The sequence below is a fragment of the Streptomyces sp. NPDC003635 genome (genome assembly GCF_053587635.1).
Genome location: NZ_JBSFOK010000071.1, coordinates 16,582 through 30,550, shown reverse-complemented (window position 1 = coordinate 30,550; position 13,969 = coordinate 16,582). Strand labels below are relative to the sequence as shown.

The following is a 13,969-nucleotide window of genomic DNA, read 5'->3' as shown; positions in this document are numbered from 1 at the left end:
CTCACACCCGACCCTGGCCCGCGCTTCCGACCCCGGCCGCGCTTCCGGCCCAGGCTCAGTCCCGCCCCGGGCTCGCGCCCGCCCGAGGCTCACACCCGACCCTGGCCCGCGCTTCCGACCCCGGCCGCGCTTCCGGCCCAGGCTCAGTCCCGCCCCGGGCTCGCGCCCGCCCGAGGCTCACACTCGACCCCGGCCGCGCTTCCGGCCCAGGCTCAGTCCCGCCCCGGGCTCGCGTCCGCCCGAGGCTCACACCCGACCCAGGCTCGCGCTTCCGGCCCCGGCTCAGTCCCGACGCGGCTCACTTCCCGCCCCTGCCCGCGCCCTCGGCCCCGGCTCACCCCTGGAGCAGCACCACGCAGGACTCTCCGGGCAGGTGCAGCACCCCGTCCTCGCCCGGTGCCTCCACGGGCTCCCATGCGGCCAGTACGCGCGTCTGCCGAGGGCCCAGCGGGATCCGCGCCGGCTCCTTGGCGAGGTTGACGGCCACCCGCACGTCCCCCCGCCGGAAGGCGAGCCAGCGCTGTTCCTCGTCGCACGCCACCTTGGTGTCGGCGAGGTCGGGGTCGGTGAGGTCGGGCTGCTCGTGCCGCAGGGCGATGAGCCGCCGGTACCAGGCCAGCACGCGCGCGTGCGGCTCGCGGTCGGGCTCGGACCAGTCCAGGCAGGAGCGGTCGCGGGTCGCGGGGTCCTGCGGGTCGGGCACGTCCTCCTCGGCCCACCCGTGCGCGGCGAACTCCCGGCGCCTGCCCCGCCGTACCGCCTCGGCGAGTTCGGGGTCGGTGTGGTCGGTGAAGAACTGCCAGGGCGTGCCCGCCGCCCACTCCTCGCCCATGAAGAGCATCGGCGTGAACGGCGCGGTCAGCGTCAGCGTCGCCGCGCAGGCCACGAGGCCGGGGGAGAGGTTCGCGGCGAGCCGGTCGCCCTGGGCGCGGTTGCCGATCTGGTCGTGGGTCTGGCTGTACCCCAGCAGCCGGTGCCCCGCCACCCGCGAGCGGTCCAGAGGGCGCCCGTGGTGCCGCCCGCGGAAGCTGGAGTACGCGCCGTCGTGGAAGAAGCCGCCGGTGAGGGTCTTGGCGACAGCGGCGAGGGGGGAGCGCGCGAAGTCGGCGTAGTAGCCCTGGGACTCGCCGGTCAGCGCGGTGTGCAGGGCGTGGTGGAAGTCGTCGTTCCACTGCGCCTGGAGCCCGAGACCGCCCTCCTCGCGCGGGGTGATGATCCGCGGGTCGTTCAGGTCCGACTCGGCGATCAGGAACAGCGGCCGGCCCAGCTCGCCCGCGAGGGAGTCGACCGCCGTCGACAGTTCCTCCAGGAAATGGCACGCGCGCGTGTCCCGCAGCGCGTGCACCGCGTCCAGCCGGAGTCCGTCGAGCCGGTAGTCGCGCAGCCACGCCAGCGCGCTGCCGAGGAAGTAGTCGCGCACCTCGTCGGAGCCGGGCGCGTCCAGGTTGACGGCGGCGCCCCAGGGCGTGTGGTGGGTCTCGGTGAAGTACGGACCGAAGAGCGGCAGGTAGTTCCCCGACGGGCCGAGGTGGTTGTGCACCACGTCGAGGACGACGCCGAGGCCGAGTTCGTGCGCCCGGTCGACAAACCGTTTCAGCGACTCGGGTCCGCCGTACGGCTCGTGCACCGCCCACAGCGAGACCCCCTCGTACCCCCAGCCGTGGCGGCCGGGGAAGGGGCACAGGGGCATCAACTCGACGTGCGTGACGCCCAGTTCGACGAGATGCCCGAGCCGCTCGGCGGCCGCGTCCAGGGTGCCCTCCCCGGTGTACGTGCCCACGTGCAGCTCGTAGAGGACCGCGCCCGGCAGCGGGCGTCCGGCCCACTCGGTCCGCCAGGCATACCGGCCGTGGTCCACGACCGCGCTCCGCCCGTCCGGCCCGTCCGGCTGACGGCGCGAACGCGGGTCCGGCAGCACTGGACCGTCGTCCAGCGCGTAGCCGTACCGGGTACCGTCCTCGGCCTCCGCCTCCCCCCGCCACCAGCCCTCTCGCTCCGGATCACGCTCCAACGCGCGGGTGGTGTCCCCGCAATGAAGCGTCACACGGTCTGCCTGCGGTGCCCACACCTCGAACTGCACGGACGGTTCCCCTTCGTCTGCTCACCGTGATGTAGCCCGTCCATGGTGCGTCAAACGAGATCAATCCGCTTTTGAATCTTCCCTTTTACGGCGGGTGTCGTCGGTACGCGCGCGTGGCGGACGTTTTCCCGTTTTCTGGACACCCCGGCGCGGCTGACCGACAATCACGAGCGTGACGTCGTCTTTCGAGTTCAACACGTACCCCGCGCGGCTCTCCGACGCGGAGCGCGACAAGGCGCTGCAGGTGCTCAGGGACGGCGTCGCCATGGGCCGTCTGTCGCACGACACGTTCATCCGGCGCATGGAACTCGCCCTCGTCGCCCGCCGCTCCGACGAGCTGCTCGCCCTCACCGCCGACCTGCCCCAGGAGAGCCGGCTCTCGCGTCTGGTCTTCGGCACCGTCGAGGCGGTCTCCGGTTTCGGCGTACGGCTGCGCAGGGCCTGGCAGGCCGAACGGCTGCCCAAACTGCTGCTGCCGCACCCCGGCGGCGGCCACCCGCTGCGCATAGGGCGCGACCCGGCGAACGGACTGCGGCTGACCCACGAGACGGTCTCCCGCGTGCACGCCGAGCTGACCCGCCAGGGCGGCATGTGGGTGCTGCGGGACCTCGGCTCGACCAACGGCACGACGGTGAACGGCCGACGCGTCATCGGGGCGGCCGTCGTCCGCGAGGGCGACCAGGTCGGGTTCGGCCAGATGGCCTTCCGGCTCGCCGTGAACTGAGCGCAAGCCGTGAACTGAGCGCCAGCCGTGAACTGAGCGCCAGCCGTGAACTGAGCGCTCGGGTGAACAGTGCGCTCGCCGTGGTCTCTGCGCTCGCCGCTGAGTGAGCCAAACCTTAGCTCTGGCCTTGGCTTTACGGGGTGCGGTGGTGGAAATCCCTGTACATGCAGGGGTGTTGACGTGCCGCTGAACTCGTGACTGACTGTGCGTACTTCATGTACACCAGGTGAATCGACGGCACCGGCTCGCGGAGGTGCGCCCTGCTCCCGCTCCTCCGCTACCCGACCGTCGACGAACTCGGCGCCCGGGCGGCCGCGCTCGTCACCCGCCACCCCGCGCAGGCACGTCTGCGCCGCGTCGGCACCTCCCGCGCGGGCACCCCCCTGTGGCTGCTCTCCGTCGGCCACGGCAGTCGGCACGCCCTCGTCGTCGCGGGACCGCACGCCAACGAACCCGTGGGCGGCGCCACCGCCCTACGGCTCGCCGAGCATGCCCTCGCCGACCCCCGCCGCCACGAGCACGCCGACGCCACCTGGAACCTCCTGCTCTGCCTCGACCCCGACGGACTGCGCCGCAACGAGGGCTGGCTGCAGGGCCCGTACACCCTCGGCAGCTACTTCCGTAACTTCTTCCGGCCCGGCTTCCTGGAACAGCCCGAATGGCTGCCCGACGGAGCGGAGAGCGCCGCACTGCCCGAGACCCGCGCCCTGCTCGCCCTCCAGGACGAACTGCGGCCCTTCCTGCAGTGCTCCCTGCACGGTGTCGACGTCGGCGGCGGCTTCGTCGAGCTCACCCACGACCTGCCCGGCTTCCCGCGCCGCCTCGCGCAGACCGCGGCCCGCCTGGGCATCCCCCGCGAACTCGGCCCGTACGACACCCTCTACTGGCCGCCCCTCGGCCCCGCCGTCTACCGGATCCCGCCGCCGCGCCGGGGCGATCTGGCCGCCGCGATCACCGAGGCCGCCGTCGAGTCGACGTGGTTCCACCCGCACCGGTACGGCACGGTGACCGCTGTGGTGGAGGCACCCATGTGGGGCGTGGCCGCGGTGGAGGACGACACCACACCCGCCGACGCGGCCACGGTCCTGCGCACGGTCAGCCGCACCCTGCGCCACGACTCCCGGCTGCTGGCACGGCTCCTCGGGCGGATCCGCCATCACCTGCCCGCCACCCCCGACACCGCGCGGCTGCTCGCCCCGGTGGACGACTATTTACTGGTCTGCCCCGGGCTGGCCGACACCTGGGACCCCGACATCGCCACCGTCGACGCCCAGCCGCTGCCACCCCTGAGCACCGCCCACCTCGCCACCCTGCGCATCGCCGGACGGCGCCTCGCACTGCGCACGGCGGGGCTGCTGCACCGGCTCGTCACCGGCGCCGGGCACGACCCGGCCGGTGCCCTGCCGGAGCTGGACCGGCTCATCGAGGCCTGGTGCGCCGACTACCGCGACGGCTGCGGGGCGCGGTGGATACCGGTCACGCGGCAGGTCGAATACCAGTCCCGGGTGGTGCTCGCCGCGTTCGACCTGGCGGCTCGTCACGCGCGCGGGGAGTCCCGTTCGGGTGAGCCGGGGTGGGGTTCCGAGGCCGCCGTGCCGATGCATCGGGAATGACACACTCCACCACAGTGAAGGCGGGACGGGCCGGTGTCCGGGGCGTCCTGCTGGCGGCGGCCTCCCTTCTCGTCCTCGCGACGGTTCCCGCACAGGCCGTCGAGCGGGAGAGCCTCCCGGGCAACTGGCTCTACCTCACGCTCACCAAGGGCAGCGCCCAGTCCAGCGACACCCGCGGCACCCTGCTGATGTGCAACCCGCCGCAGGGCCACGCACGGGCCGCCGAGGCCTGCGCGCAACTGGCGGCGGTCGACGGCGAGATCGACCGCATGGCGGCGCGGGACACCGTCTGCCCGATGATCTACGCCCCCGTCTCCGTCCGGGCGAGCGGCCAGTGGAACGGCCGCCAGGTCGAGTACCAGCGGCAGTTCGGCAACGCCTGCGAGATGGGTGCGCTGACCGGGGCGGTGTTCGCGCTGGACGAGTGACGGCGGCGCGGCGGCGCCGCGCACGCGCGTGGCGGGCGGGTGCTCACGCCGCCCGGTCACGCGCGTGCCGCGCCGCCGCGACGACCGTGCGGGACTGGTGCTCGACCTGGTGCTCCAAGGGAACCCAGCGAGCCCGGAACCGCCGCTCGAACGAGCAGCTCCAGGACGCCACGAGCCGCTCCAGAGCCGGTGCCGCGCGGTCGTCGGTCTCCTGCAGCACCCGCAGCAGCATGGCCGCCGCCCGCAGCGGCAGCCGGCGCGCGAAGGCGTCCACACTGCCGATGTACGCGCGCGTGGTGTCGGCCGGCGCCGTGTGGATCCAGTCCGCGGCGAGCCCCGGGACCAGCTCCAGCGCCCACCGCGCGGCCCGCAGCAGCGGCCCCTCGACACCGTCCAGCCGGGGCAGCGCCCGCGTGAGCACCCGCTCCACCTGCAGCGCGTCCCGCACCAGCCGGTCCGCGAGCCGCCGCATCGCCGCGGCCGGCGCCGGATGCGGCGCCGGGTCGTCCACCAGGTCGCTGGCCCACATCGGCACCTCCACTACCGCGGTCAGTCCGTCGTACCGGTGCACGTGGTGCCAGGTGCTGTGCCGGGCGTCGTCCGGCATGCTCGGGTACGCGGCCCGGGCCCCCGGCGCCGGCATCACATGCACCCCGGGCCCCGAGGCGGGCCAGCCCGCGGCGTCCGAGGCGCCCGTCTCCACCGGGATGTTCAGCTCCGCCGCCGACTTCGCGAACGGCTCGGCGAGCCCCGGCACGTCCTTCGTCAACTGCACCCAGCTGCCCCCCAGATCGGTCCCGTGCAAGGTGACCTGGAGGTAGGGGCGCACCTCGTCGATCACGCCGGTGAGGGCGAGCGTCTCGGGCGGCAGCCGGTCGGGCGGGAGGACGGCGGGGGCCCACTCCGGCTGCTCGGGTCCCGCGGGCCGGAAGAAGCCGAGGTGGTAGTCGAACAGGCTGCGTGGTGCCGGGGTGACGTGCAGGCTCGCCCCGTCGGGGTCGGCGCACAGCAGGAAGTGCCAGGAGGTGTCGGCCCGTAACGCCCGCTCGTGCACGACACGTTCGGCGAGCGTGAGCAGGGTGCGGCCGCCGGTCGGTTCGTTGGCGTGGGCGCCGGCCACCACCAGCACGGCGGTCCGGGCCCGGCCCACGGACAGCAGATGGAGGGGGCGGCCCGCCCGCGACGCACCCACCTGCCGCAGGGTGCACAGGCCCGGTCGCTGGGCAGCCAACGCCCGGGCACTCGAGACGACTTCGGTCACCGTGGGGTAGCGCAGCTCCGGCAGGAGACTCACCCCCGTCACATCCGCCCGGCTTCGCAATCCGCAGTACCCCACGGCCGCACAGCACTGTCAAGGACAGCCAGGGGGAGGCTCCAGGGGGCGCCCAGGGGCATTCGCCGGCCGCGGACAGGACGGTTGGTGCGGGTGGGAGCGGTGGGAGACCCGAGGGACGAGAACCGGCCGCGGCCGTCGGCCGCGGAGGGGAGCGGCCCCGGTCGTCCCCGTGCGCCGGCAGGGTGGGGCGAGCGCCGGGGGCGGGCGCTGGTGTGTGCCGGTGGTGGGGAGGGTGCCGCAGCGCACGACGACAGAGCGCGCGCTCAGCGCGGTGCGACGTGCGTGCGCCCCGCCCTGCTCGTTCTCCGCGCCGTCTGTCCTCCGCCCCCTCAGGCCCGCTCCAGCAACACCACCGGAAGCCGTCCGAACAGTTCCTCCACGCGTGCGTGCCCCGTGAACTCCCGGTCCGGTGCCAGTACGTCGGCCCAGCGGCCCGGTGGCAGCGCGAGCCGGGTGTCCCCCCAGCCGCCCGCCTCCGCCAGCCGCAGCGACAGCCTGGTCACGGCGGTGACCACCTGCTCCGAGCGCGCGAACGCCACACAGTGCGCCGCCGCCGGGCCCTCCGCGGGGAGCGGGACGTAGGTCGCCGCCTCGCCGAACGCGGCGGGGCGGCGCGCCCGCAGGCGCAGGGCCGCCGCGGTGACCTCGTCCTTCTCGCCGGGCGACGCGGGCGGGAAGCTCACCGGGCGCCGGTTGTCCGGGTCCACCAGTGCCCGGTACTCGCTCTCCGTGCCCTGGTACACGTCCGGCACACCCGGCATCGTCAGGTGGACCAGGGCGGTGCCGAGGACGTTGGCCCGGATGTGCGGCCGCAGCCGGTCGCGCAGAGCGGCCACATGCGCCCCGGGCGGACCGCAGGGCCCCGCCGCGACGAAGGCCGCCACCGCCTCCTCGTACGGCGGTTCCTGCTCCGTCCAGCTCGTGAACAGCCCTGCCTCCCGCACATGCTTCAGCAGCGCCCCCTGCACGCGCTCGGGCTCCGCGTCGGCACCGAGTCCGAAGACGGTCTGCCAGGCGGCCCACGCCAGTTGCGCGTCCGGCACGCCCTCGCCGGTGCGGGTCACCTCGGCCAGCATGTCGGCCCACCACTCGGGGCACTCGGTGAGCACCGCGAGCGCGGCCCTCACGTCGGCGCTGCGCTTGGTGTCGTGCGTCGACACCACCGTCCCCGTCGCCGGCCAGTCGCGCTGCAAGCGCGCGCAGTAGGCGTGGAAGTCCTCCGGGGACACGGCGGGAGCCCCGGGGTTCCCACCCACCTCGGTCGCCGACAGCAGGGGCACATAGCGGTAGAACGCCGTGTCCTCCACGGACTTGGCCCGCAGCGCCCCCGCCGTCTGCGCGAACCGGGTACGGAACTCGACCTGGTCGGGCCCGTCCCCGGCCCGCCCCAGCACCAGGTCGCGCGCGACGTCGACCACGTCGGCCTCCTCCGGGACCACGAAGGCGAGCCGCGCCTCGGTCGCCGCCTCCTCGGTGACGACGGCGGCCGGGTCCCCGGAGGCGTACGGCCGGTACACCTCCAGCCGGACCAGGAGCTCCTGGAGGGCGGTGCGCAGCGCCCAGGGCGCGCGGTCGCGCAGCGCGGGCTCCGGCGAGGTGGCGCACACCCGGTCGGCCACCCGGGTCAGCCGGTCGGTCTCCGCGGCCAGTTCATAGGTGACGACCTTGTACGCGGCCCGCCGTACCGTCGCCTCCCACTGGCCGCCCCGGTCCGTCTGCGGAGCCGCGAACCGCCGGTACTGGCCAAGGAGTTCCCCGTACCCGGCCGGGTCCGTGAAGAGGCCGTCGATGTGCCGCAGGGCGTCGTAGCCGGTGGTGCCCGCGACCGGCCAGGCGGCGGGCAGGTGCTCGCCGTCCGAGAGGATCTTCTCCACGACCGTCCAGCGGCCCCCGGTCGCCTCGTGCAGCCGCCGCAGATACGCGTCGGGGTCGGCGAGCCCGTCGGGGTGGTCGACGCGCAGCCCGTCGATCACGCCCTCGTGGAGCAGCGCCAGAATCTTGTCGTGCGTGGCCTCGAACACCTCCGGGTCCTCCACCCGCACCCCGATGAGCTCCGAGATGCTGAAGAACCGGCGGTAGTTCAACTCCGTACGGGCCAGCCGCCACCAGCCCAGCCGGTACCACTGGGCGTCCAGCAACTGCGGCAGCGGCAGTTCCCCGGTGCCGTCGCGCAGCGGGAACTCCTGGTCGTAGTAGCGCAGGACGTCGCCGTCGACCCGCAGCCGGTCGAGCTCCTGGCCGAGCGGGCCGCCGAGCACCGGCAACAGCACCTGCCCGCCCAACGCCTCCCAGTCGATGTCGAACCAGCGCGCGTACGGCGACTTGGGGCCCTCGCGCAGGACCTCCCACAGGGCGCGGTTGTGGCGCGGCGCCATGGCCATGTGGTTGGGGACGATGTCCACCACCAGGCCGAGCCCGTGCTCCCGCGCGGTGCGCGCCAGCGCGCGCAGTCCCTCCTCGCCGCCCAGTTCCTCGCGCACGCGCGCGTGGTCGACGACGTCGTAGCCGTGCGTCGAGCCCGGCACCGCCTCCAGGACGGGGGACAGATGCAGATGCGAGACGCCGAGCGAGGCCACATGGGGCACCGCCTCGGCCGCGGCAGCGAACGGGAACTCGGGCTGCAGCTGCAGCCGGTACGTGGCCGTGGGCGCCACCGGGTCAGGTCGCTCAGGTGTCATGGAAACGTACGTACCCGCCCTGCCCCGCTTCGTGTCATCGTCCTCTCCACGTGCCCCGCACGCGTGGCCGGTGTCGGGCGATGGGATCCGTGGGAAGCGGCGGCGCGCTGGGCACGTACCGTGAGGTGATCGGGCTGCCGGGCCCCGCCTGGTCGCCCTCGCGCGCCGGGAGAAGGCGCCCGAGCCGGTGGTCGGCGCCGCCCTGACCTTCGAGAGCACCCTGGATGAGATCTCCTTCGTCCTGGGCCCCGCTCCGGTCGGTCCGACAGCGGTCCTGGCGCACCCCGCGTACGCCCTGATCGCCGCCGCGCTCCTGGTGGCCTGTGCGGCAGCGGCTTCCCCCTCCATCCGACGGCCACGCTCACCCGTTCGGCGGCCGCAGACCGTGCCGGTGCCCGCGGCCAGGCCCTCGCGCCGGCGGCGCCAGCGGCGTCGTACGCCTCGTACGACTCCGGGAACCGCCCGCGCGCGGGCACCCGCTCCTAGACGGGCCGCTGGAGCACCACCATGCTCCGGTCGACCAGGGTCAGCCGGTCCCCGGCCTGCACTTTCGGGCCCGAGCCCGCGGCGACGCCCTCCCCGCGCGCGGTGTCCACGACCACCTGCCACTGGCGGCCGTGATTGACCGGCACGACGAAGTCCAGGGTCTTCGGTGAGGCGTTGAACATCAGCAGGAACGAGTCGTCGGCGATGCGCTCCCCGCGCGGGCCCGGCTCGGAGATCGCGTTGCCGTTGAGGAACACCGTCAGCGCGGACGCCTGCGCCGAGTTCCAGTCCCGCTGGGTCATCTCCTTGCCCGGCGGAGTGAACCAGGCGATGTCCGACAGGTCGTCGTGGGTTCCCTCCACCGGCCGCCCGTGGAAGAAGCGGCGCCGGCGGAAGACCGGATGGTCCCGGCGCAGCCACACCATCGCGCGGGTGAACTCCAGCAGCTCGGTGTCCGCCTCCTCGTCGTCGGGCCACTTGAGCCAGGCCAGCTCGCTGTCCTGGCAGTAGGCGTTGTTGTTGCCCCGCTGGGTGCGCGCGAACTCGTCGCCGTGGCTGATCATCGGCACGCCCTGGGACAGCATCAGCGTCGCGATGAAGTTGCGCCGCTGGCGGGCCCGCAGCTCCAGCACGTCCGGGTCGTCGGTCTCGCCCTCCGCCCCGCAGTTCCAGGACCGGTTGTGGCTCTCGCCGTCCCGGTTGTCCTCGCCGTTGGCCTGGTTGTGCTTGTCGTTGTACGACACCAGGTCGTTCAGCGTGAAGCCGTCGTGGCAGGTGACGAAGTTGATCGAGGCCAGCGGGCGGCGCCCGTCGTCCTGGTACAGGTCGGAGGAGCCGGTCAGCCGGGACGCGAACTCCGCGAGCGTGCGCGGCTCACCGCGCCACAGGTCCCGTACGGTGTCGCGGTACTTGCCGTTCCACTCCGTCCACAGCGGCGGGAAGTTGCCCACCTGGTAGCCGCCCTCGCCCACGTCCCAGGGCTCGGCGATCAGCTTCACCTGGGAGACCACCGGGTCCTGCTGCACCAGGTCGAAGAAGGACGACAGCCGGTCCACCTCGTGGAACTGCCGGGCCAGGGTCGCCGCGAGGTCGAAGCGGAAGCCGTCGACGTGCATCTCGGTGACCCAGTACCGCAGCGAGTCCATGATCAGCTGCAGGACGTGCGGGGACCGCATGAGCAGGGAGTTCCCGGTGCCCGTGGTGTCCATGTAGTAGCGGCGGTCGTCGGTGAGCCGGTAGTAGGAGAGGTTGTCCAGACCCCGGAAGGACAGCGTCGGGCCCAGGTGGTTTCCCTCGGCCGTGTGGTTGTAGACGACGTCCAGGATGACCTCGATGCCGGCCTCGTGCAGCGCCTTCACCGCCGACTTGAACTCCAGGACCTGCTGGCCGCGGTCGCCCCAGGACGCGTAGGCGTTGTGCGGGGCGAAGAAGCCGATCGTGTTGTAGCCCCAGTAGTTGTTCAGGCCCATGTCCACCAGACGGTGGTCGTTCACGAACTGGTGTACGGGCATCAGCTCCAGCGCCGTCACCCCCAGTTCGGTCAGGTGCTCGATGACGGCCGGGTGGGCCAGCGCAGCGTAGGTGCCGCGCAGCTCCTCCGGCAGCCCCGGGTGGCGCATGGTGAGGCCCTTGACATGGGCCTCGTAGATCACGGTGTGGTGGTAGTCGGTGCGCGGTCGCCGGTCGTCGCCCCAGTCAAAGTACGGGTTGACCACGACCGACGACATGGTGTGCGGCGCCGAGTCCAGGTCGTTGCGCCGGTCGGGCGCGTCGAAGTGATAGCCGTACACCTCCTCGCCCCAGCGGATCGAGCCGCTGACCGCCTTCGCGTACGGATCGAGGAGCAGCTTGGCGGAGTTGCAGCGCAAGCCCCGCTCCGGGGCGTACGGACCGTGCGCCCTGAAGCCGTACCGCTGCCCCGGCATGACGCCGGGCAGGTACGCGTGCCGGACGAACGCGTCGCTCTCCCGCAGTTCCACCGCCGTCTCCGAGCCGTCGTCGTGCAGCAGACACAGCTCTACTCGGTTCGCGGACTCCGTGAAGACCGCGAAGTTGGTGCCGGCGCCGTCGTACGTGGCACCGAGTGGATACGCCTCTCCAGGCCAGACCTGCATGCACACGACTCTTTCAGGTGGACCGCGCCGTCGGTGGCGCCTTGGCTTCGAGTCTCCCCGAAAGTGATGGAACCACCCATGACTTACGCCCCTCTTACCGGGCGACCAGGCATACCCGGTATGCCGAACCAGTGGGGCAATCACATACTCCCGGGGACCCAGGGGGAGTAGGGGGAAAGACGTGCGCAACACAGTGCACCGCCATCTGGGCAAGGTGGTGGCCGGTGCGGCCATAGCGTTGGCCGGGACCGCGGCGATGATCGCCGTGACCCTGCCCGGGACGGCGGGGGCCGAGGACTCGGGCGGCAAGAACACGACGGGAGCCCAGCAGACGGGCGAAGGACAGGGACAGGCGCGGGGACAGGCCGGGGACCAGGCCGCCGCTCCCGGCGTCGTGGAGCAGGCGCCGGCCGAGGGCGACAAGGGCACGGGACGCGACCCGCTCACCGAGGACGAGCTGGAGAGGGTCGAGCGGATCGCCCTGAGCCGGCAGCTGTTCAACGCCGCCGAGGACGTCGAAGGAGACCGCGGTCCGCAGCGGCTCGGGCTGGAACTCGCCGAGCCCGAGGCCGACGAGCTCGACGACCCGGGCGCGCCGCGACGTGCCGAGGTCATCTTCTACGACTACAAGGACGACACGCTCGTCGCCCGGACGGTCAACCTCGACACCGGCAAGGTGGAGCAGACCTCCACCCATCGTGGCGTGCAGCCGCCGCTCAGTGCCGAGGAGGAGGCCGAGGCGGCGCGTCTGCTGCTCGCCGACCCGCAGGCCGCGGGCCTGAAGGGCGATTACAAGGACGCCACCGGCAAGGAGCTGACCTCGCCGGACCAGCTCCAGCTGAACAGCATGATCTTCAAGGCGGATCCGGGCATCCGGCCCGCCGCGCTCGCGGACTGCGGTCAGCACCGCTGCGCGACGCTGACCCCGAAGGTCACGAACGGGCCGTGGATCGACGTCCGGCACCTGGTGATCGACCTCAGCGCCCGCAAGGTCTTCGCGATCGACCGCGGCTGAGCCAGTCCGTTCGCTTTTCCTACTTGCACCCCCTGTAAGGGAGTCGTTTCTTCATGCGCGTCACCAGAATCAGCCGTGCCCGCAACCGGTCGGCCCTGGCGATCGTCGTCGCCGCGCTGGCCGCCGGCGCGACGACCGGAGCGGGCCCGGCCACCGCCCAGACCAAGACCGCGCCCCTGGGCCAGCCGAGGAGCGCGCCCGCGGCGGCCGCCGAGTGCAGCGCGGCGTACCGGATCGAGCAGAAGCTCTCCACCGGCACGACCTGGCGGATGTGCTGGCGTTTCGAGAGCAAGGCCGGCATCGTCCTGGAGCACATCTCCTACCAGCCGCCCGGCGAGGCCAAGCCGATCAAGGTCCTCAACAGCGCCAAGCTCGCCCAGATCCACGTGCCGTACGACGACGGCCTCAGCGAGTTCAACGACCTGACCCGGTACAACTTCGGCAACGGCCTGATGAACATGGCCGCCGGCGAGTGCCCCGGCGGCACCATCAAGACCGTGAAGGTCCCGAACCCGTCGTACGGCGAGAACACCAACATCAAGGGCCTGTGCACCACGACCCGCGCGCGGGGGCACGCCTACCGTTACCTGAACTCCTACGGGGACAACAAGGCCTACCAGAAGCAGGGCAAGGACCTGCTGGTGTACACCGTCAACAAGGTCGACTGGTACGAGTACATCACCGAGTGGCGCTTCCAGGACGACGGCACCGTCACGATGAACGTCGGCGCGACGGGCAGCCTCTCGCCGTACGACTACGACGGCGGCGACGGCCGCAGCTGGCCCATCGGCAAGGGTTCCGCCGCGAAGGCGGACAGCCACAGCCACAACGTCTTCTGGAAGCTCGACTTCGCGCTCGACGGTTCCTCCAAGACGAAGGTCGAGCAGTACGACTCGAAGGTCAGCCCGCCCGCCGGCAGCGGCGCCGGCCCGACCACCACGACCACCCGCACCAAGGTGACCAAGGAACTGGCCGGCGACGTGAAGAACCTGCGCTGGTGGCGGGTGGTGAGCACGGCCGGCAAGAACAAGGACGGCCACCCGCGCTCGTACGAACTCGTCCCGGGCCCCACCAACAAGTACTCGGGACGAGGCTTCACCAAGCACGACGTGTACTTCACCGAGTACAAGAAGTGCGAGAAGTACGCCAGCGAGAACATGCCGGGATGCGGCGCCGGAACGGGCGAGTCCGTCAACCAGTTCGTGAACGGACAGACGCTCACCCGGCCCTCGGTGTGGATGAACATCGGCTTCCACCACATAGCCAGGGACGAGGACCAGCAGCCCATGCCGGTCCACTGGCAGGGCTTCTCCATCGCCCCGCGCGACGTCACCGCTATGAATCCGCTCACTCCGCCCGCCCTCGCCGACCAGAACGGCGACTGGAACAGCGGTAGTTGAGCAACGACCCTGTCCATCCTGCTGCACCGCCGACCGCTCCCGGAGTACCCTTCCTTGATCGTTGACACGGGGAGTGCTCGGGGGAGCGGAAGGCG

General features: G+C 72.4%; 9 protein-coding genes. 5 read left to right on the top strand and 4 right to left on the bottom strand.

The genetic code is table 11. The features are described from left to right. Window positions 1–334 precede the first annotated feature (334 nt). Complete coding sequence (treZ, locus tag ACWDRW_RS37750; RefSeq protein WP_451732278.1) at window positions 335–2,080, bottom strand: malto-oligosyltrehalose trehalohydrolase; 1,746 nt, start codon at window positions 2,078–2,080, stop codon at window positions 335–337. A 172-nt stretch (window positions 2,081–2,252) separates the two neighbouring features. On the opposite strand from treZ, the gene ACWDRW_RS37745 reads away from it, so the two are divergent. From ACWDRW_RS37745 to ACWDRW_RS37735, 3 genes are all read left to right on the top strand, one after another. Next, window positions 2,253–2,804 (top strand): FHA domain-containing protein, encoded by a 552-nt coding sequence (locus ACWDRW_RS37745; RefSeq protein WP_451732275.1) that lies wholly within the window; start codon window positions 2,253–2,255, stop codon window positions 2,802–2,804. Window positions 2,805–3,064: 260 nt separating this feature from the next. Further along, on the top strand, window positions 3,065–4,417 hold the full coding sequence (locus ACWDRW_RS37740) for a M14 family zinc carboxypeptidase (protein WP_451732281.1): 1,353 nt from the start codon (window positions 3,065–3,067) through the stop codon (window positions 4,415–4,417). Then, complete coding sequence (locus ACWDRW_RS37735; protein WP_451732272.1) at window positions 4,414–4,845, top strand: SSI family serine proteinase inhibitor; 432 nt, start codon at window positions 4,414–4,416, stop codon at window positions 4,843–4,845. The genes ACWDRW_RS37740 and ACWDRW_RS37735 overlap by 4 nt, the downstream gene beginning before the upstream one ends. A 43-nt stretch (window positions 4,846–4,888) precedes the next feature. Here ACWDRW_RS37735 and ACWDRW_RS37730 read toward each other — a convergent pair whose 3' ends face one another. The 3 genes from ACWDRW_RS37730 to glgX all read right to left on the bottom strand — a co-directional run bounded on the left by ACWDRW_RS37730 (window position 4,889) and on the right by glgX (window position 11,459). Next, window positions 4,889–6,139 carry a M14 family zinc carboxypeptidase gene (locus ACWDRW_RS37730; protein ID WP_451732270.1) on the bottom strand — a complete coding sequence of 417 codons (1,251 nt, stop codon included), beginning with the start codon at window positions 6,137–6,139 and terminating at the stop codon, window positions 4,889–4,891. A gap of 371 nt (window positions 6,140–6,510) precedes the next feature. Further along, window positions 6,511–8,859, bottom strand: coding sequence for a malto-oligosyltrehalose synthase (gene treY, locus ACWDRW_RS37725; protein WP_451732267.1), 2,349 nt, complete (start codon window positions 8,857–8,859; stop codon window positions 6,511–6,513). Between the two features lie 482 nt (window positions 8,860–9,341). Continuing rightward, the gene (glgX, locus tag ACWDRW_RS37720; RefSeq protein WP_451732264.1) at window positions 9,342–11,459 is read right to left on the bottom strand and encodes a glycogen debranching protein GlgX; all 2,118 of its coding nucleotides are present in this window, start codon (window positions 11,457–11,459) and stop codon (window positions 9,342–9,344) included. A gap of 181 nt (window positions 11,460–11,640) precedes the next feature. Between glgX and ACWDRW_RS37715 the strand changes: the two genes are divergently transcribed. Beyond that, window positions 11,641–12,474 (top strand): Tat pathway signal sequence domain protein, encoded by an 834-nt coding sequence (locus ACWDRW_RS37715; protein WP_451732261.1) that lies wholly within the window; start codon window positions 11,641–11,643, stop codon window positions 12,472–12,474. A 53-nt stretch (window positions 12,475–12,527) separates the two neighbouring features. Next, window positions 12,528–13,874, top strand: a complete 1,347-nt coding sequence (locus ACWDRW_RS37710) for a copper amine oxidase (protein ID WP_451732258.1) — start codon at window positions 12,528–12,530, stop codon at window positions 13,872–13,874. Window positions 13,875–13,969 lie beyond the last annotated feature (95 nt).

What these genes read in the sequence shown, in the direction of transcription:
- ACWDRW_RS37710 (WP_451732258.1), top strand. Translation starts at nt 12,528, where the DNA reads ATGCGCGTCACCAGAATCAGCCGTGCCCGCAACCGGTCGGCCCTGGCG.
- glgX (WP_451732264.1), bottom strand. Translation starts at nt 11,459, where the DNA reads ATGCAGGTCTGGCCTGGAGAGGCGTATCCACTCGGTGCCACGTACGAC.
- treY (WP_451732267.1), bottom strand. Translation starts at nt 8,859, where the DNA reads ATGACACCTGAGCGACCTGACCCGGTGGCGCCCACGGCCACGTACCGG.
- ACWDRW_RS37735 (WP_451732272.1), top strand. Translation starts at nt 4,414, where the DNA reads ATGACACACTCCACCACAGTGAAGGCGGGACGGGCCGGTGTCCGGGGC.